The following is a 17,470-nucleotide window of genomic DNA, read 5'->3' on the forward strand; positions in this document are numbered from 1 at the left end:
GTGCTGACCTCGGCATTTCATAGCGGTGCAACGTTTGGTGCAGAGCGGGGACGGATCGTCGGGTGACTACGAAACCGCACCACCCGAGAGGAATTCCCATGAGCCCCACACCGCCGCCGGACGTCGTTGCCGGACCGAAGATCACCAGCTGCCCGGTGCTCCGTCACCCCACCTCGCGACCCGCCGACCGACGGATCGCCCGCTCGGCCGCACTGGTTTACGGCGCGGTGAGCTACGCGCTGTTTCTCGCTGTGTTCGTGTACGCCATGTGGTTCGTCGCCGATGTCATCGTGCCGCGCAGCGTCGACCGCGCGATCCCGGCGCCGGCCGGACAGGCGGCGATCGTCGACCTCGGTTTGTTGACCGTCTTCGCGGTCCAGCACAGCGTGATGGCCCGGCCGGCCTTCAAACGGTGGTGGACCCGTTTCGTGCCGGTGGCCATCGAGCGGAGCACCTATGTGCTCTGCGCGTCTGCCGCGCTCGCCCTGGTGTTCTGGCAATGGCGCTCGATCGACACCGTGGTGTGGCAGGTGAACTCCGAACCGGTCGCCGTGGCGCTGTACGCACTGGCGACCGTGGGCTGGATGACGGTCCTCGCCTCCACCTTCATGATCGACCATTTCGAGCTTTTCGGTGTCCGCCAAGTGGTGCTCGCGTGGCAGTCTAAGGTCCATGCGGACAAGGGTTTTCGCACGGTGCTGCTCTACCGCCTGGTGCGGCACCCGCTGATGCTCGGATTCGTCATCGCCTTCTGGGCCACGCCGACCATGACAGCTGGGCATCTGTTGTTCGCAGTCACGACGACCGCGTACATCCTCGTTGCGATCCAGCTCGAGGAACGTGACCTGATCGCCGTGCTGGGTGATCAGTACCGCACCTATCGTGCGCGCGTGCCGATGCTCGTGCCCTCGCTGCGACGGTGATCAGCCTGCCTCCAGGCGCGCGCGGACGCTCTCGAGCCGCTCCTGCAACTCGGCTTCGCTGATGACGCCGCGGGCGACGAGCGAGTGGGCGAGCGAGACCAACTGGCTCTCGGGGTACGGCAGGCCCGCATACACCGTGGCGGAGAGGGCGTCCTCCTCGTCGCGGCGCTCCTTGAAGCTGAGCACCTCGGTATCACAGGCCGAATGGTCCAGTGCGTCGCACAGGCCGTCGAGGCTGGTTTTCCATGGGGGAACGGGGTTTTCGACGCCCCACTTGGCGGCCATGCGTGACCAGACCTGGTCGCGCGCCACGATGTCCCGCAGCGGGGCGATGTCGCTCATCCGGCCGTCCCCGGGTGCATGGCCGGCCGCGTCGTCACGATTGCGTTGGTGGTGACGCCCGGCTTGGGCAGTGCCACGCCGATCAGGCAGTCGCGCGTGATGATCTCGGCCAGTTGATCTTCGGTCCACCCATCGGTGCCCTCCGGGCGCATCGGCATCACCATGAAGCGGTGCTTCTGGTTGGAGTCCTCGACGCGGACCTCGATGTCGTCGGGGAGGTAGAGCCCGAACTCGGCCAGCACCTGACGGGGCCAACGCACCAGGCGCCGCCGGTAATTGGGCGTGCGGTACCACTCCGGTGAGTTCCCCAGGATCGGCCGGGGATAGCACGAGCACAGCGCGCAGACGATGACGTGATGCACCGTCGGGGTATCGGCGAGGATCTGGAACGCCACGAAATCGCTTGGCGTGCCGAAGCCGGTGGGTTCCAGCCAGTCGACGCCGACGGCCTTGCTGGCGGCCAGTGAATCATTGACGGCGAGTTCGGCGAACTCGGGATCGAGCCACGCCCGTGCGACGAGCCGGGCCGCCGGGGTGGGCCCGATCTGCTCGGCGAACTCGGTGAACCGCCGATGCTCCTCGGCGGTGAAAATGCCTTTCTCGATGCACAATTCGCGCAACGCGATCTCGAGGACCTCGAAGTCGGTGATCTCGTCGACCATGGGCTTCACGGTGCGGGCGTGATCGTGGTCATGATCGTGGTGGTGATCGGAGCCCTGATCAGACATGCAAATCCTTTCTGGCAAGGGTGATTCGAGCTAGGTGGCCGCTTCCAGCCAGCGTTCGGGGATTTCGGTGCGCAAGGTGTCCTGCTTGGTGCCGGTGTAGTCGTGCCACAGCTCGGACTGGTTGAACTCGACGACGTAGAACCACTCGGGCGGCGCCTCGGGGATGTCCCAGGTTTCGTCCTCTGGCGCCGGGCTCTCGTAGGCGAGTACGGCGATCTTGCCGGTCGCGCCGCGCACGTACTCCGGGGTGCGGGTGTAGAAGATCACCGGCAACTCGAGCACCCGCACGGCGTCACCGACTTTGAACTTCGGTGTCCCGGCCTTGCCGGCGTAGATCTGCGGATCGCCGATGCCGACGGCTTCGATGTGGTGCTTGTTGCGCTTGATGTTCGCGCCGTCGCCTTCGGATCTGGGCGTGGCTTCGAGGGTCTTGCCGTCGAGTCCGCCCTCGTAGCGCGCCTTGACCTCGGCCATTCGCTCCATGAGTTCGCCGAGGCTGATGTGGTGCTTCTCGACCAGGACCCGGGCGACCGACAGCAGCCAGCGGCCGTAATAGGGAAGACCGAGGTATTCCGCGCGGCCGACGTCGACGTTGCCGATGCGGCGCCGCTCCTCCGACAGCCAGATGCCGCGCCAGGCCAGCACCTCGCAGATGACGTACGTCATGTGTTCCCACAGTTCGTACTGCTTGTTGACGTACTCCATGGGCGCATCGGGCTCACCGCCGACGTCGTGCACGGGCTTGAGGTACGCCTGGATGCGGGCGGGGTCCAGCATGTCGGGGTAGGGAGCGTCGGGCAGCTCGGGATAGGACGATTTCAGGCGGGACACCAAGCCCAGTTGGGCTGCGCGCTCGGCCGCTGTGCTCATGGCAGCTCCTCGGGTTGTGCAGACGCCACAAACTGACGCGAGGGCCGGTCCGGCATCCAACACGTATCGAGGAACGAACGCACCCCCGCGTCCTGGCTCACATGACTACGTTTCGACCATATCCCCGCTTCGGCAGTTGCGTGCCGGTTTGCGCGCATTCGCCAAACGTATTGCCGCATAAACCGATTCACGCACCTTCGCGGGCGTGTGCAGGCGGCGCCGGCGACGACCGGTCCGTCGGTCGGTGTCCCCGGGTCCGGCCGGCACCGGCCGGACGAGTTCACCGAGATGAATGCCAGCAAATCATCTCTTTCCCCAACCGGCCTGACGTGTGATGCTGTGCTCGGCAGCCGCAGAGGAAGGCCGGGAGATGGACGTCAGCACGATCAGCGACGAGATGCGGGAACTGTTGGAGCGCGCGCTGGGCCCCCTGCCCGATCCGTGCGACCTACCCCTGCCACCCATGGGCCTCTCGGTCGAGGAGGAACGCGAGCAGCGTAAGCGCGACCTCGCCATCGCGTTCCGGGTGTTCGGCAAGTTGGGATTCTCCGAGGGCGTCGCCGGCCACATGACCGCCCGCGACCCGGAAAACCCGGATCTGTTCTGGGTCAACCCGTTTGGCATGAGCTTCAACCACATTCGCGTCAGCGACCTCATCTGCGTCGACCATCAGGGCCACGTCGTGCACGGCACGCGGCCGGTCAACGCAGCCGCGTTCACGATCCACGCGCAGGTGCACAACGCCCGGCCCGATGCGGTCGCCGCCGCCCACACGCACTCGCTGTACGGCAAGTCGTTCTCGGCCCTCGGCATCCCGCTCGAGCCCCTCACACAGGACGCCTGTCCCTTCTACGAAGACCACGGCCTGTATCTCGATTACCGTGGCGTGGTTCTCGCGGAAGAAGAGGGCAAGAACATCGCCGCGGCAATCGGCGGCAACAAGGCGGCCATCCTGCGCAACCACGGATTGATCACCGTCGGCACCTCGGTCTCGGCGGCCGCCTGGTGGTTCGTCACGATGGAGCGGTCGTGTCAGGCACAACTGCTGGCGATGGCTGCCGGGACGCCGACCGTCATCGACCACGACACCGCCAAACTGGTACACAGCCAGATCGGCAGCGACATGGTCGCCTGGTTCCAGTTCCGGCCGCTGTGGGAGCAGATCGTCGCGAGCCAGCCGGACGTCTTCGACTGATGGGATTCTTCCCGGGATTCACCGACGAGCGGCTGGCCGTCAACGGCGTCGAAATCCAGGCCGTCATCGGCGGCTCGGGTCCGCCGCTGCTGCTGCTCCACGGCGCACCGCAGTCGCACGTGATGTGGCACCACCTCGCGCCCCGATTGGCCGAGCGCTTCACCGTCGTCGCGACGGACCTGCGCGGGTACGGCGACAGCTCGAAACCACCCGGCGGCGGTGACCACGCCGACTACAGCTTCCGGACGATGGCGGCCGACCAGGTCGCGGTCATGAACCAGTTGGGGCACAACACCTTCGACGTGGTCGCCCACGATCGCGGTGCGCGCGTGACGCACCGGATGGTGCTCGACCATCCCGCGGCCGTCACCCGGGCCGCGCTGCTCGACATCGTCCCCACCAAGTACGTCTACGACCATGCCGACCGGGCCCTGGCCACCGCGTACTTCCACTGGTTCTTCTTCATCCAGCCCGCGCCACTTCCCGAGCTGATGATCGAGCCGACCGCCGCGGTGCTGCTCAAGGCCTTCCTCGGGGCTTTCGGCGGCGGCGAATTCTACGACCCCGCGGCCATGGCCGAGTACGAGCGCTGCTTCGCCACCCCGGAAGCCATTCACGCCATGTGCGAGGACTACCGGGCCGCGGCGAGCATCGATCTGGTGCACGACACCGCCGACGAAGGACGAAAGGTCGAGTGCCCGTTGCTGATCCTGTGGGGCGCACGCGGCGTCGTCGGTCAGCTGTACGAACCGGTCGAAGTGTGGCGGCAGTACGCCAGGGACGTTCGCGGCCAGGGCATCGACGCCGGCCACTACCTCGCGGAGGAGAACCCCGGCGACACGTTCGCCGCATTGGACGCATTCCTGACCTGACCGCGCGCCCAGCATCTTCATAACAAGATCTGAGCTGGTTCATTGCTGGGCCGGTCACTGTGGGCTCATGTCCACTACGTCTCGTACCCGGCGCTGCGGCGTCGTCGCCCTCGCGGGATTCGCCGCGCTGTCCCTGGCCGCCTGCGGATCCTCGAGCACACCGTCGGCCGGCTCGACCACCGCCAGTTCGTCGCCGTCGTCCGCCGCCCCCGCACCCGCAGGCGCGGGCGGCAAAGACCGCCTGTCAGGCCTGGTCAACTCGGTGTCCGGCGGCGCCGTGTCGATCACCGGGAAGGACGGGCCGGGCACCGTGGACATCACGTCTTCGACCCGCATCACGCAGCTCAGCCCCGGTCAGCTGACGGACGTCACGGCCGGCGACTGCGTCGCGGTCCGCCCGGTGAAGGGCAACGACAGCGGTTCCGCGGTGACGGCCGCCAACATCCTCGTCGGCCGGCCGGGCAACGCCCAGTGCGGCGAGAAGGGCGGAAAGCGCGAGCACGGCATCAACGGCACGGTCGCCGCGGTGAACGGCAACACCATCCAGGTCACCGACGCCGACAACGCCCAGATCACCGTGACGGTGACACCCGATACCCGCTACACCAAGACCGCCGGCGCGGACGCGAAGGCGATCGCCGCCGGGATGTGTCTGGGTGCGCGCGGCACCAAGGACGGCAACGGCGCCCTGCAGGCCACGTTCGCGATGGTGCGGCCCGCCGTCAACGGCGCGTGTGGCGGGGGCGGCGGGCACGAGCACCACTGAGTCATTCCGCGATCACCCCGGCGGCGCGAAGAACTCCAGGGCGATGCCGTCGGGGTCGCGGAAGCTCAGGCCCGAGCCGTAGGGCGCGTCGACCACGCCGCCGTGGGTGATGCCCTGCGCTTCGAGCTTGGCGGCCCAGTCGACGAGCTCGTCCCGCGAGGCGCAGCCGAAACCGACGTGGTCGAGGCCGGCCCGGAACTCGCTGAACGGGCCCGGCTCGATGGCGCGGTCGTGCTCGTGGATGCCGAACAACGTGCCGCCGGGCAAGGCCCACACCAGATGTCGGTAGCCGGCGTCGGTGTGTTCGTCGAGCACCGGATCCTCGCCGATCAGGGCGCGATACCAGGGACCGCTGACCGCCATGTCGCTGACCGTGACCGCGACATGGTTCAGAGCTGCGAACGCCATGAGATGCCTCCTGATCGTGAATGTTGCGTCATACCAACGGTTTTCCGCGCCGGGCGCGCGACCGCATGTCCCACAGGTACAGCTGGTAGCCGAACAGCCACACGTCGCGCGGAATCACCCGGTCGGCCAGGCGCAGCGCCGTCAGCAGCCGGCCGAACCAGCGCTCCTGGCTCGGTGTCCACGCCAGTTTCATGTGGGTGCGGAATTCGGCGGGCAGGAAACCCGTCGTCGCGAACAGGTTGATTGGCCCCGCCAGTTGCCGCAGCGGGGTGGGCAGGAACGCCAGCGACGCCACGCCGTGCAGGTGCGCGCGGACGGGCTCGTCGATCTGCAGCTCGTCGAGCGTGCGTTTCCAGTACTCGTCGAAGGCGACGCGGTCGGCCGGCCACATGCCGTCGCGGACCTGCAGCGTGGTGCCCAGCGTGCGGGCGTCCTGATAGACGGCGTCCGCGGCCTCGGGGCTGAGCGGTCCGTAGAGGAACTCGTGCTGGTCGACGTAGTAGCGGTAGAGGCACGACGCCACCCACAGCTGCAGCTTCGGGTCGAACGCGTGGTATTTCACCGGGCTGGACGCCGTCGACCGCACCAGCGCGTGCACCCGGTCCACCTCGCGGCGGATCAGCGCGCGGTCGTCGTCGGTGCCGTACACCGCGGCCGCCAGATAGGTACCGGTGGTGCGGGCGCGCTTGAACGGGTGCTTGTAGACGTTGCCGCTGTCCACGGGGCTCTCCAGCACGCCGTAGCCCACCCCGGGCAGGGCCAGTTGCATGATCACGTTGGCCGCCGGTGCGAGCGCCGCCGCGGGGTTGATGAGGTCGACAACCCGCTTCGGGTGCCGAGGTGGACCGAGCCGCATGCTGCCGAGTAAACACACTGTGAGACGCTGCCCGGCGTGTTTGACAGAAGCGCCCCGAGGGCGGCCGGTCTGGCGCTCGGCTACCTGGCGGATGTGTGCTGGGGCGATCCGCAGCGCGGTCATCCGGTAGCGCTCTTCGGTACGGCCGCGGCCGCCCTGGAACGCCGCACGTACCGCGACAACCGGCCGGCCGGGGCCGGTCACACGGCCGCGCTGCTGGTCGGTCTGGGGGCGCTGGGTTTCGGGCTGGAACGCGTCGCGCGCGGCCCGGTGGCGAAGACATTGGTCACTGCCGCGGCGACCTACACGGTGCTGGGGGGCACGTCGCTGGCCCGCACCGGCGCCGACATGGCGGCGCGACTGGACCGCGGCGACGTGGCCTCGGCCCGTGAGCTACTGCCGTCCCTGTGCGGCCGGGATCCGTCGGCGCTCGATGCGGACGGGCTGGCCCGCGCCGCGCTGGAATCGGTTGCGGAGAACACGTCCGACGCGCAGGTCGCGCCGATCCTGTGGGGCGCGGTCGCCGGGGTGCCGGGGCTGCTGGTGTACCGCGGCGCCAACACCCTCGACGCGATGATCGGTCACCGCAACCCGCGCTACACCCGGTTCGGTTGGGCGGCAGCACGATTCGACGACGTCCTCAACTACGTGCCGGCGCGCGTGACGGGGCTGTGCGTCATGGCGGCCTCCGGTCGGCCCGCCGCGGCGTGGCGCGCCTGGCGTGCCGACGCGCACAAACATCCGAGCCCCAATGCCGGTGTCGCGGAAGCGTCGTTCGCCGGTGCCCTGGGTGTGCGGCTCGGGGGCGCAACGCAGTACGCGCACCGGCTCGAGATGCGGCCGACGCTGGGCGTCGGGCCCGCGCCCGTGCCCGCCGATCTGCGCCGGGCGGTGCGACTGACCCGCCGGGTGCAGGCGCTGGCGGCCGTGCTGGCCGTCGGGATCAGCGGCGCCGGCCGTAGCGGTCGGCGAGTTTCCGCTCGGTCTTCTGCTCGGCGGTGAGCGGGGCGGCCGGTTCCTCAGCGTTCGGGCCGGGGTCGGGGCCGCCGGAAGTCTCGGTGCTCGAACCGGATTGGGCCTTCTCCAGGCGGCGCTGCCGGATTTCGGCCATCACGAAGTAGCCCAGCCCGATGGGTGCGACGATGCCGAACGCGATCCACTGGATGCCGTACGACAGGAACGGGCCGGCATCCAGATGGGGGAGCGCGATGACCCCGAGACCGCCCGGCTGGCCGTCGACGAGCTGCAGGTACTCCGCCGTCAGCGGCACCCCGGTCAGCTGCGAGATCTGCGTCGGGGCGATCGAATAGACCTGCTGGATGCCGTCCTGCTTGAACGGTTCCTTGCCCGACATGATCGGCTCGGCGTCGCGTAGGCGCCCGGTGATCGTGACCGTTCCCGTCGGCGGCGCGGCGAACGGCGGCACGCCCGGCCCGTCGCCCTGCTTGACGTAGCCGCGGTTCACCAGCACCGTCGGGCCACCGTCGACCGCGAACGGGGTCAGCACTTCGTACGACGGGTCGCCGTCGTCGGTCCGCAGCCGGACCAGCACCTGCGCCTCGGGGCGGTAGTGGCCCGTCGCCGTCAGCCGCCGCCACTGCGCGTCCGGGGCCGACGAATCCTGGTGTGGCAGGACCGAGATGAGGGGCGCGGGTTCGGTGTTCAGCGACGACGCGATCTGGTTGTTCTCCCGCGAGGTGCGGGTGTTCTTGCCCAGCTGCCACGGCGCGAGCACCGTGAAGCACAGGTAGGCGAACGCGATCACCGCGACGAACAGCGCCAGCCACTGCGGCCGGAGCAGGAACCCGAGCCGGCGCATCAGTCGCCTCGCTCCGCGAGTTGCTTGTCGACCCAGTCGTGCAGGCCCGGCAGCGCGGCCTCGATGACCGCGAAGGTCTCCTCGAAATCGTCGATGCCGCCGTAGTACGGGTCTTCGACGTCGAGCGCGTGGGCGCCCGACCGCGGGTCGAACGAGCGCATCATCCGGACCCGGTCCGGGTCGGCACCCAGGTCGCTCAGGATGCGGGTGTGGTTGCGGCCCATGGGAACGATCATGTCGGCGGCGAGATGGTCGTCGTCGATCGCCGCGGCGGCGTGCGCGGTGGGGTAGCCGTGCGCGCGCAGCACCCGCTCGGCGCGGCTGTCGGCCGGGTCACCCGCGTGCCAGCCGCCGGTGCCGGCGCTGGTCACCCGGACCAGGTCGGCCAGCCCGCGCTCGTTGATCTGGTGGGCGAACATCTTCTCGGCCATCGGCGACCGGCAGATGTTGCCCGAACAGATGAACGTCACGTGCACGGGGTCAGACACCCAGCACCTCCCGTAGCTCGGCGACGGTGGCGACCCGCCGGACCGTCGAATCGTCGGCGAAATCGGTTGCGCCGTAACCCCAGTCGACGACGACGGTGTCGATGCCGTGGTGCGCGGCGCCATGCACGTCGTGCGACCGGTCGCCGACCATCAGCACCTGTTCGGGTACCGGGGCCAGCTGGGCGAGGGCATGGGCGACGACATCGGCCTTGGCTGACCGGGTGCCGTCCACGCTGGCGCCGGCGACGACCTCGAAGTGCTCGTGGATACCGAAGTGCTCGACGATGCGCCGGGCGGTCGGTTCGGCCTTCGACGTCGCGACGGCCAGGCGTACTCCCGCGGCCCGCAGATCCGCCAGGAGATCCTCGATGCCGTCGAACATGCGGTTCATGGACCAGCCGCGGGTGGTGTAGTCGGCGCGGTAGGCGGCGATGGCGTCGGCGGCCTTCTCGCCGAGGCCCAGCGAGCCCAGCGTCACGTGCATCGGCGGGCCGACGATCCGTTCCACGAGGTCACCGTCGGGGATGTCGGCGCCGACAGCGCCGAGCGCATGACGGAAGCTGGCGACGATGCCCTCGGCGGAGTCGGTCAGCGTCCCGTCGAGGTCGAATAGCACCAACTGCGGGGTCACGGTGTCATTGTCCCTGATGTGTCTGGCCGCCTGCGCCGCGCATTAGGGTCTACCTGTGGAACTCGGGGCGCGCTATCACGGCGATCAGGCGGTGGCGCCCGGCATGCTCGACTTCGCGGTGAACGTCCGCGGCGCCGGTCCGCCGCAGTGGCTGGCCGACCGGCTCGCGGCCCGGCTGGCCGACCTGGGCAGTTATCCGGCCTCGTCCGACGTGGCCGCGGCCCGCGCAGCCGTGGCGGCCCGGCACGGCCGTGACCTCGACGAAGTGGCGCTGCTGGCGGGCGGCGCCGAGGGTTTTGCGCTGCTCCCGTTGCTGCAGCCCAGCCTGGCGGCGCTCATCGCGCCGTCGTTCACCGAGCCGCAAGCCGTCTTCGACGCCGCCGGAGTGCCCGTCACGCACGTGGTGCTGGCCGCGCCGTTCCGGCTGTCCGGCGCGGCGGTGCCGGCGGACGCGGACCTCGTGGTTGTGGGCAATCCCACCAATCCGACCGGCGTCCTGCACTGCCGCGACGAGATTCTGGCGCTGCGGGCACCGGGTCGCATCGTCGTCGTCGACGAGGCCTTCGCCGACGCGGTGCCCGGTGAACCGGAGTCGCTGGCCGGGCGGTCGCTGCCCGACGTCGTGGTGCTGCGCAGCCTGACCAAGACGTGGTCGCTGGCCGGGCTGCGGGTCGGCTACGCGCTGGGCGCGCCCGAGGTGCTGGCGCGGCTGACGGCGCAGCGGCCGCACTGGCCGCTGGGCACGCTGCAGTTGGAGGCGTTGACGGCGTGCAGCACGCCGGCCGCGGTCGCCGAGGCCGGGGCCGGGGCGCGCCGGTTGGCCGACCTGCGGGCCGAGATGGCGGCGGGTCTGACGGCGGCGGGGTTCGCGGTGGCCGACGGTGCCGCACCCTTCGTGTTGTTCTCGGTGCCGGACGCCGAGCTGGCCCGGAAGCACCTGGCGGAGAAGGGGATTGCGGTGCGCCGCTGCGACACGTTCGTCGGCCTGCCCGACGGCTACCTGCGCGCCGCGGTCCGCCCGGAATGGCCGGTCCTCGTCGAAGCCCTACAGGAGGTGCCCGGGTGAGTGTGCCGCTGCGTGACGTCATCGCCGCGCTGGACCGCGCCTACCCGCCGGCGCTCGCGCACAGCTGGGACTCGGTGGGCCTGGTGTGCGGTGACCCGTCGGAGGTCGTGGAGTCGGTGACCGTCGCGGTCGACGCCACCGCGGCCGTCGCCGCGTCGGTGCCCGACGGCGGACTGCTGCTGGCGCACCATCCGCTGCTGCTGCGCGGCGTCGACACCGTGGCCGCCGACACCGGTAAGGGCGCCCTGATCCACTCGCTGATCCGCCGCGGCGCGGCGCTGTTCAGCGCGCACACCAATGCCGATGCGGCCGCGCCCGGGGTGTCGGACGCCCTCGCCGAGGCGCTGGGCCTGCAGGTCGAGGGTGTGCTCGACCCCGCCGAGGCGCGCGCTGACCTGGACAAATGGGTCGTGTTCGTGCCGCACGTGAATGCCGACGCGGTCCGGGACGCGATGTTCGCCGCCGGTGGCGGCCAGATCGGCGACTACTCGCACTGCAGCTGGGCGACCATGGGCGTAGGCCAGTTCCTGCCGCACGAGGGCGCGACACCGACCATCGGCATGGTCGGCGCCATCGAGCAGGTCGCCGAGGACCGCGTCGAGGTGATCGCGCCGTCCCGGCTGCGGCGGGCGGTGCTGACGGCGATGCGCGCGGCGCACCCCTATGAGGAACCGGCGTTCGACGTGCTCACGCTGGCGCCGCTGCCGTCGGACGTCGGGATCGGGCGCATCTGCTCGTTGCCGGAGCCGGAACCGTTGTCGGCCTTCGCGTCCCGCGTCGCGCGCGGTCTGCCCACCACATCGTGGGGGGTGCGGGCAGCGGGCGATCCGGACGCCCTGGTGTCACGCGTCGCGGTATGCGGGGGCGCCGGCGACTCGCTGCTGGGGGCGGTGACGCGGTCGGGCGTCGATGTCTACGTGACGTCCGATCTGCGGCATCATCCCGCCGACGAGTACCGCCGCGCATCGGACGTGGCGCTGGTCGATGTGGCGCATTGGGCGAGTGAATTTCCGTGGTGCGAGCAGGCCGCCGGGGTCTTGCGTGCACAATTCGGTGATGCGTTGCCGGTGCGGGTCAGCCAGATCCGTACCGACCCCTGGAACGTCGAGATAACCTGCTGAGAGACGTGAAGATGAAAGCTGAAGTGTCGCAACAACGTTTGTTGCTCGAGGTGGCCGAAGTGGACGCCGCGCTGACCCGCCTGACGCACCGGTCGACGCACCTGGTCGAGCAGCAGCGCTTCGACGCCGTGCAGGCAGAGCACCGCGAGGCCAACGATCGGTTGGCGGCGCTGAGCATCGCCGTCGAGGATTTGGACGCGCAGATCGCCAAGTTCGAGTCCGAGATCGACGCCGTGCGTCAGCGTGAGGCCCGTGACCAGAAGCTGATGGACAGTGGTTCGGTCGGCGCCAAGCAGGTGGCCGAACTGCAGCACGAGCTCGAGACGCTGCAGCGCCGGCAGGCCGCTCTCGAGGAGCAGCAGCTGGAGATCATGGAGCGTCGGGAAGAGCTGCAGGGTGAGCGGAACGAGGAACTGGCCCTGATCGACGCGCTGCAGGGGGATCTGACCTCGGCGCAGGTCGAGCGCGACCAGGCGCTGGTGTCCATCGACGAGTCCCGCAAGGTGGCGGCCGACCGGCGCAAAGCGCTGCTGGACTCGGTGTCCCCGGAACTTGCCGAGATGTACGAGAAACAGCGCAAGCTGGGCGGCCCCGGCGCGGGGCTGCTCCAGGGCAGCCGCTGCGGCGCCTGCCGCATCGACCTGGATCGTGGTGAGCTGTCCCGGGTTTCGGCGGCCGCCCCCGACGACGTGCTGCGCTGCCCCGAGTGCGGGGCGATCCTGGTGCGGGTCAAGGACTTCCGTGCGGGAGAAACCGGTCTGTGAGAGTTCTGGTCGAGGCCGACGGTGGGTCGCGCGGCAACCCGGGACCCGCAGGCTATGGCGCCGTGGTGTTTTCGGCCGACCGGGCCGAGGTGCTCGCGGAGAGCAGTGCCTCGATCGGGGTGGCGACCAACAACGTCGCCGAATACCGGGGCCTGATCGCCGGTCTGGAGGCCGCGGCCGCCCTGGACGCCGATGACGTTGCGGTGTCGATGGATTCGAAGCTGGTGGTCGAGCAGATGTCGGGCCGCTGGCAGGTCAAGCATCCGGACCTGATCCCGTTGAACCGCGAGGCGGTGGCGCTCGCCCGGCGGTTCGGCCGGGTGAGCTACACGTGGATTCCGCGGGCCCAGAACTCCCACGCCGACCGGTTGGCCAACGAGGCCATGGATGCTGCGGCGGCGTCGGTGTCGGCGCCGTCGGTGCCGGCTGCCCAGCCGGAGCCGAAAGCTGCTGCGGCACAACCATCCGCGCCCGGTTGGACCGGTGCCGTCGGCGCGCCGACCCGGTTCCTGCTGCTGCGGCACGGGCAGACCGAATTGTCGGTGCACCGGCGCTACTCGGGCCGGGGTAACCCGCCGCTGACCGAACTGGGACGCGAGCAGGCCGCGGCGGCCGCGGCGTATATCGCTGGCATCGACGGCATCTCGGCGGTGATCAGCTCGCCGCTGCAACGGGCGCTGGACACCGCGAAGGCGGCGGCGAGTGCGCTGGGCCTCGATGTCACCGTCGACGACGACCTGATCGAGACCGACTTCGGTGCCTGGGAAGGCCTGACCTTCCGCGAAGCGGCCGAACGGGATCCGGAATTGCACCGCAGCTGGCTGGGGGACACCAGCGTAGCGCCGCCGGATGGGGAGAGCTTCGATACGGTGACGCACCGGATTCGCCGCGCCCGCAACCGGATCATCGCCGAGCACGGTGCGACGACGGTACTCGTGGTCTCGCATGTCACGCCGATCAAGACGATCCTGCGGCAGGCGCTCGATGCGGGGCCCGGCATCCTGTACCGCCTGCACCTGGATCTGGCGTCGCTGAGCATCGCGGAGTTCTTCGGCGACGGCGGTTCCGCGGTCCGGTTGGTCAATCAGACCGCTTATCTCTAAGCCGGTCTGTAGCTCCGGCGGTTTGCTGACTCACAGATTTGTCGTGTCAGGACAGAGCAGAGCGGGCGACGCTGGTTTTTTCGTCGGTTGCGGACATAGGTCGAAAGCTGTCGCCCACGCAGAATCTGCGTAGCAACATTTCAAACGGTTGTTGAACGCGCATCGGTCGCAGCTGGGCAGAGCTGCCGCGGGTCCGACCCGTCTGGCCGCGCACACCGCGGAACATGTTGGCACCAGTCCCGTTTTCGACCTCGAGGCAGGGGAGTGAATGGCCACGCTCATCGCCGGGCACGCTGCGACGACGACGGGAGCGGACCGCCTGCACTCGCTGGGCCGCAATCTTCGCGATCCCGGCGCATACCACGAGCTGGACCGGCAACTCGACCGCTTCCGCCGCCGCCTCGAACGCCAGCGCAGTGCCGGCACCGCGACCGAAGACGTGTTGGCCGGCGTCCAGCGGCTCCGTCGTGAGCTGAGCCGTCGCGCGGTGGCCCATGGTGCCGGGCGCGTGACTGCCATTCGCCACGCCGTCGATTCGTTGCGCGGCACCTCGTCGCGGGAGACCATCAAGGCCGCCATGACACTGCTGTGCCGGGACTTCGGATTCAGCCGCGTCATGGTCTCCACGGTCCGCGAGCACGATTGGCTGCCGCGGCATCTGCATGGCCGCGGTGCGACATCGCTGTCCTTCCATGGGTTCTCGGTGGGCGTGCCCGTCCGGTTCGAGGAAACCGAGGCAGAGGCCGCCCTGATCCGCGGGCGACACGGCGTCGTCGTGTCCCGCCCGACCGCGTCGGCCCGGCTGGACTACCTCGCGGCACCGATCACCGTCGGCGGCGCGGTGATCGGGATGCTGCACGCCGATTTCCCCGAAGCCCCCGGCACCACGGTCATGGATCAGTTCGATCTGCTCGAGGCATTCGCCGAATGCCTGGCCGTGGTGTACGAGCGGGCCGTTCTGGCAGAGAAGGTTTCGCAGCAGCGCGTCGAGGTCGACAAACTCTGCGCCACAATGGATCACCTCATGACGCGGCCCGCACCGGGTGGCGCTGTCGTGTCGGATGCAGGCGAGTGCGAGCCGGATGTCCAGCCGACGAGCGCGCCCGTCGTCGCGGCCGAGCTGACCCCGCGTGAGCGGGAGGTCATGTCCTACGTGGCGACCGGAGCCACCAATCGCGACATCGCGCGCTGTCTGGAGATCTCCGAGGGCACCGTCAAATCCCATCTCAAGCGCATCGCCGAGAAGTTCGGCACCACCAACCGCGCGGCCGCCCTCGCGATGTATCTGGCGATGGACGCCGGCGTGGGGAGCGGACCGTCGCGATGACGCGCCGTGCGATGGTGACCAGGCTCAATCAGATCGACGGACACCTGCGCAGCGTGCTCAACCTGCCGAGAGCGGACAAGGCGACCACTCTCGAGGAGGCCATTGCCAACTCGGCGGCGACCACGGAGGAAGTGCTGTTCGGCGACGACGGCGAGGGCATCGCACTGATGCCCGCCGTGGCGCAGCGGCTGCTGATGGCGTCGTTGCAGGCGCAGGTCGAGGCGCGCCTGATCAGCGGTGACGACTCCGGTGCCACCGCGCGCTCGGTGATCGACAGCATCCGGCGGTTGAAAGCGGCGCCGTCGCTGCAGGCACTCGAGCGCCAGGTGTGCGCCGAGCTCTGCCACACCATCGGGTTGAGCAGTGCGGTGCTGTCGTCCATCGCTCCCGACAAGTTCATCCCCGTGACATCGCACGGCACGCGCGGGACCGGAAAACCGGTGCCGCGCAATGCCGCTGCCGCCGAACAGGACTGCGTGCGGTTCCGGCGGGTCATCCACGCCGGCGGCGATGAGGCGCCGGCCAGCGAGGGCTTCTGCGACATACTGGGCGCTGCGGACTATCTGGTCGCCCCCATTGTCGTCGAGTCGAAAGTGGTGGCACTGGTCCACATGTTCCGCGCGCGGGGTGCCATCGCCGACGGTGACGTCGATACGCTGGGACTGCTGCTGGCGGTGTATTCGTTCGTCTACGAGCGGCTGTTGAATTCGGCGCGGGTCGAACAACTCCGGGTATCGATCATCGGAGCCGCCGCCCGCTTGGCTGAGGAAGCCGACCGCATCGCCGGAACCGCCGTCAGCCTGGACGCCGGCGGTGACGACGACGCGTTCGCGACGGACGCGGCGGTCGATGCGGTCACGGCGGCGTTGTCCAACCGCGAGCGTGAGGTGTTCGCCAGGATGGTGCGGGGCGACTCCAATGCGGAGATCGCCGAGGGGTTGGTCGTGTCGGTGGAAACCGTCAAGACGCACGTGAAACGCATCCTGCGCAAGATCGGTGCGGCCAATCGGTTGGAGGCGATCACGCTCTACATGGACGCGCAGTCCAGATTCGGTGAACAGGCGCGATAGCCGTGCGTGCTTTCGGCCTCCGTCGGGTTTTCGGGGCGCTTTCGATATTGCCGCTGTGGTGAATTAAAAAACTGGCCTGCATTTCTGTTCTGGTGCGAATTCAGCAATTATCTGATATGGCTTGACTGTGCTATTGCTGTGGAATTCCGGTTCCTCCGGCGCTGTGTGATGTAGAACACAATAATCACCCCGGTGGGGGACAACTCACAGGCCTGAATCCCTCCATCTGGAGGTGGCTGATGGCTGACCTGCATTGATAGCGTCTCCACCCATGTTGGCCGCAGCGATCGCTTATCGACCATACGTAGTGGATTCGGCGCAATGGTTGGAAAGTGCGGGCGGCAAATGGTGACGATTGCTCGCACAGCGGCGAAGCCGGTTACTTCACTGGGCGGCTTCTTCGCGATGACGTTCGACACTTTTGTGCAAATGTTTCAACCGCCGTTCGCATGGCATGAATACGTCATGCAGACGTGGTTCGTCGCACGTGTGTCCGTCCTGCCCGCGCTGCTGCTCACGATGCCCTTCGCGGTGCTGCTGACATTCACGTTCAACATTCTGCTGACCGAATTCGGCGCAGCCGACTTCTCCGGCACCGGCGCGGCGATCGGCACGGTCAACCAGATCGGCCCCATCGTCACGGTGCTGGTGGTGTCGGGGGCCGGCGCGACGGCGATGTGCGCCGACCTCGGGGCGCGGACCATCCGCGAAGAACTCGACGCGCTGCGCGTGATGGGCATCAACCCCATCCGTTCGCTTGTGGTGCCCCGCGTGCTGGCCGCCACCACGGTGGCGCTGGCGCTGTCGGCGACGGTGATCCTCGTCGGCCTGACCGGTGCTTTCCTGTTCTGCACCACCGTGCAGCACGTGTCACCGGGTGCGTTCGTCGGCGGCCTGAACCTGCTGACCGGACCGGGCGACATCATCGTCGCGCTCATCAAGGCGACGCTGTTCGGCATGGCGGCCGGCCTGATCGCTTGTTACAAGGGCACTTCCGTGCGCGGCGGCCCCGCGGGTGTGGGGAACGCCGTCAACGAGACCGTGGTCTTCACCTTCATGGTGCTGTTCGCCATCAACGTCATCGTGACCGCGGTCGCGATCCAGTACACGGTGTCGTGAGG

20 protein-coding genes are annotated in these 17,470 nt (G+C 68.8%); 12 read left to right on the plus strand and 8 right to left on the minus strand.

Annotation, left to right across the window (positions count from 1 at the left end):
- The first annotated feature begins 194 nt into the window (after window positions 1-194).
- Window positions 195-923: a methanethiol S-methyltransferase gene (gene mddA / locus ACJH6I_RS12790; protein ID WP_318985339.1), complete on the plus strand. Its 729-nt coding sequence runs from the start codon at window positions 195-197 to the stop codon at window positions 921-923.
- Here mddA and ACJH6I_RS12795 read toward each other — a convergent pair whose 3' ends face one another.
- The 3 genes from ACJH6I_RS12795 to ACJH6I_RS12805 are packed head-to-tail and all read right to left on the minus strand — an operon-like array spanning window position 924 to window position 2,863.
- Window positions 924-1,265 carry a thiocyanate hydrolase gene (locus ACJH6I_RS12795; protein WP_318985236.1) on the minus strand — a complete coding sequence of 114 codons (342 nt, stop codon included), beginning with the start codon at window positions 1,263-1,265 and terminating at the stop codon, window positions 924-926.
- Window positions 1,262-1,993 (minus strand): thiocyanate hydrolase subunit gamma, encoded by a 732-nt coding sequence (gene scnC / locus ACJH6I_RS12800; RefSeq protein WP_318985235.1) that lies wholly within the window; start codon window positions 1,991-1,993, stop codon window positions 1,262-1,264. The genes ACJH6I_RS12795 and scnC overlap by 4 nt, the downstream gene beginning before the upstream one ends.
- 30 nt (window positions 1,994-2,023) lie before the next feature.
- On the minus strand, window positions 2,024-2,863 hold the full coding sequence (locus ACJH6I_RS12805) for an SH3-like domain-containing protein (RefSeq protein WP_318985234.1): 840 nt from the start codon (window positions 2,861-2,863) through the stop codon (window positions 2,024-2,026).
- 397 nt (window positions 2,864-3,260) lie between these two features.
- Between ACJH6I_RS12805 and ACJH6I_RS12810 the strand changes: the two genes are divergently transcribed.
- The 3 genes from ACJH6I_RS12810 (at window position 3,261) to ACJH6I_RS12820 (ending at window position 5,696) form a co-directional block, all read left to right on the plus strand.
- On the plus strand, window positions 3,261-4,058 hold the full coding sequence (locus ACJH6I_RS12810; protein ID WP_406784189.1) for a class II aldolase/adducin family protein: 798 nt from the start codon (window positions 3,261-3,263) through the stop codon (window positions 4,056-4,058).
- Window positions 4,058-4,930 (plus strand): alpha/beta hydrolase, encoded by an 873-nt coding sequence (locus tag ACJH6I_RS12815; protein ID WP_318985232.1) that lies wholly within the window; start codon window positions 4,058-4,060, stop codon window positions 4,928-4,930. Before ACJH6I_RS12810 ends, ACJH6I_RS12815 begins: the two co-directional genes overlap by 1 nt.
- Before the next feature lie 67 nt (window positions 4,931-4,997).
- Window positions 4,998-5,696 (plus strand): DUF5666 domain-containing protein, encoded by a 699-nt coding sequence (locus ACJH6I_RS12820; RefSeq protein WP_318985231.1) that lies wholly within the window; start codon window positions 4,998-5,000, stop codon window positions 5,694-5,696.
- Window positions 5,697-5,708: 12 nt separating this feature from the next.
- On the opposite strand, the gene ACJH6I_RS12825 is transcribed toward ACJH6I_RS12820, so the two are convergent.
- On the minus strand, window positions 5,709-6,104 hold the full coding sequence (locus tag ACJH6I_RS12825; protein ID WP_318985230.1) for a VOC family protein: 396 nt from the start codon (window positions 6,102-6,104) through the stop codon (window positions 5,709-5,711).
- 28 nt (window positions 6,105-6,132) lie between these two features.
- Window positions 6,133-6,960 (minus strand): oxygenase MpaB family protein, encoded by an 828-nt coding sequence (locus ACJH6I_RS12830; protein WP_318985229.1) that lies wholly within the window; start codon window positions 6,958-6,960, stop codon window positions 6,133-6,135.
- Window positions 6,961-6,996: 36 nt separating this feature from the next.
- On the opposite strand from ACJH6I_RS12830, the gene ACJH6I_RS12835 reads away from it, so the two are divergent.
- Entirely contained in the window at window positions 6,997-7,962 is a 966-nt protein-coding gene (locus ACJH6I_RS12835; protein WP_212812141.1) for a cobalamin biosynthesis protein, read from the plus strand.
- Here the strand turns inward: ACJH6I_RS12835 and ACJH6I_RS12840 are convergent.
- From ACJH6I_RS12840 to ACJH6I_RS12850, 3 genes are read right to left on the minus strand one after another with little or no spacing between them, the layout of a single operon-like run.
- The gene (locus ACJH6I_RS12840) at window positions 7,904-8,779 is read right to left on the minus strand and encodes an SURF1 family protein (RefSeq protein WP_318985228.1); all 876 of its coding nucleotides are present in this window, start codon (window positions 8,777-8,779) and stop codon (window positions 7,904-7,906) included. The two genes, ACJH6I_RS12835 and ACJH6I_RS12840, sit on opposite strands and share 59 nt — an antisense overlap.
- Window positions 8,779-9,267, minus strand: a complete 489-nt coding sequence (locus ACJH6I_RS12845) for a low molecular weight protein-tyrosine-phosphatase (RefSeq protein WP_212812139.1) — start codon at window positions 9,265-9,267, stop codon at window positions 8,779-8,781. The genes ACJH6I_RS12840 and ACJH6I_RS12845 overlap by 1 nt, the downstream gene beginning before the upstream one ends.
- Window positions 9,260-9,898 (minus strand): HAD-IA family hydrolase, encoded by a 639-nt coding sequence (locus tag ACJH6I_RS12850; protein ID WP_212812138.1) that lies wholly within the window; start codon window positions 9,896-9,898, stop codon window positions 9,260-9,262. The genes ACJH6I_RS12845 and ACJH6I_RS12850 overlap by 8 nt, the downstream gene beginning before the upstream one ends.
- Before the next feature lie 55 nt (window positions 9,899-9,953).
- Here ACJH6I_RS12850 and cobC point away from each other — a divergent pair, with 55 nt between their 5' ends.
- The 7 genes from cobC (at window position 9,954) to ACJH6I_RS12885 (ending at window position 17,468) form a co-directional block, all read left to right on the plus strand.
- Window positions 9,954-10,964 carry an Rv2231c family pyridoxal phosphate-dependent protein CobC gene (cobC, locus tag ACJH6I_RS12855; RefSeq protein WP_318985227.1) on the plus strand — a complete coding sequence of 337 codons (1,011 nt, stop codon included), beginning with the start codon at window positions 9,954-9,956 and terminating at the stop codon, window positions 10,962-10,964.
- Window positions 10,961-12,085, plus strand: coding sequence for a Nif3-like dinuclear metal center hexameric protein (locus tag ACJH6I_RS12860; protein WP_318985226.1), 1,125 nt, complete (start codon window positions 10,961-10,963; stop codon window positions 12,083-12,085). The genes cobC and ACJH6I_RS12860 overlap by 4 nt, the downstream gene beginning before the upstream one ends.
- An 11-nt stretch (window positions 12,086-12,096) precedes the next feature.
- Window positions 12,097-12,849, plus strand: a complete 753-nt coding sequence (locus tag ACJH6I_RS12865; RefSeq protein ID WP_138248607.1) for a zinc ribbon domain-containing protein — start codon at window positions 12,097-12,099, stop codon at window positions 12,847-12,849.
- The gene (locus tag ACJH6I_RS12870; protein WP_138248562.1) at window positions 12,846-13,952 is read left to right on the plus strand and encodes a bifunctional RNase H/acid phosphatase; all 1,107 of its coding nucleotides are present in this window, start codon (window positions 12,846-12,848) and stop codon (window positions 13,950-13,952) included. The genes ACJH6I_RS12865 and ACJH6I_RS12870 overlap by 4 nt, the downstream gene beginning before the upstream one ends.
- A gap of 268 nt (window positions 13,953-14,220) precedes the next feature.
- A complete protein-coding gene (locus ACJH6I_RS12875) occupies window positions 14,221-15,279 on the plus strand; it encodes a LuxR C-terminal-related transcriptional regulator (RefSeq protein WP_318985225.1) in 1,059 nt (352 codons plus the stop codon).
- Window positions 15,276-16,349: a LuxR C-terminal-related transcriptional regulator gene (locus tag ACJH6I_RS12880; RefSeq protein ID WP_318985224.1), complete on the plus strand. Its 1,074-nt coding sequence runs from the start codon at window positions 15,276-15,278 to the stop codon at window positions 16,347-16,349. The genes ACJH6I_RS12875 and ACJH6I_RS12880 overlap by 4 nt, the downstream gene beginning before the upstream one ends.
- A gap of 345 nt (window positions 16,350-16,694) precedes the next feature.
- A complete protein-coding gene (locus ACJH6I_RS12885; RefSeq protein ID WP_138248565.1) occupies window positions 16,695-17,468 on the plus strand; it encodes an ABC transporter permease in 774 nt (257 codons plus the stop codon).
- The last annotated feature ends 2 nt before the right edge of the window (window positions 17,469-17,470 follow it).

The organism is Mycobacterium sp. SMC-13 (assembly GCF_045311035.1).
In the GTDB taxonomy this organism is placed as follows: Bacteria; Actinomycetota; Actinomycetes; order Mycobacteriales; family Mycobacteriaceae; genus Mycobacterium.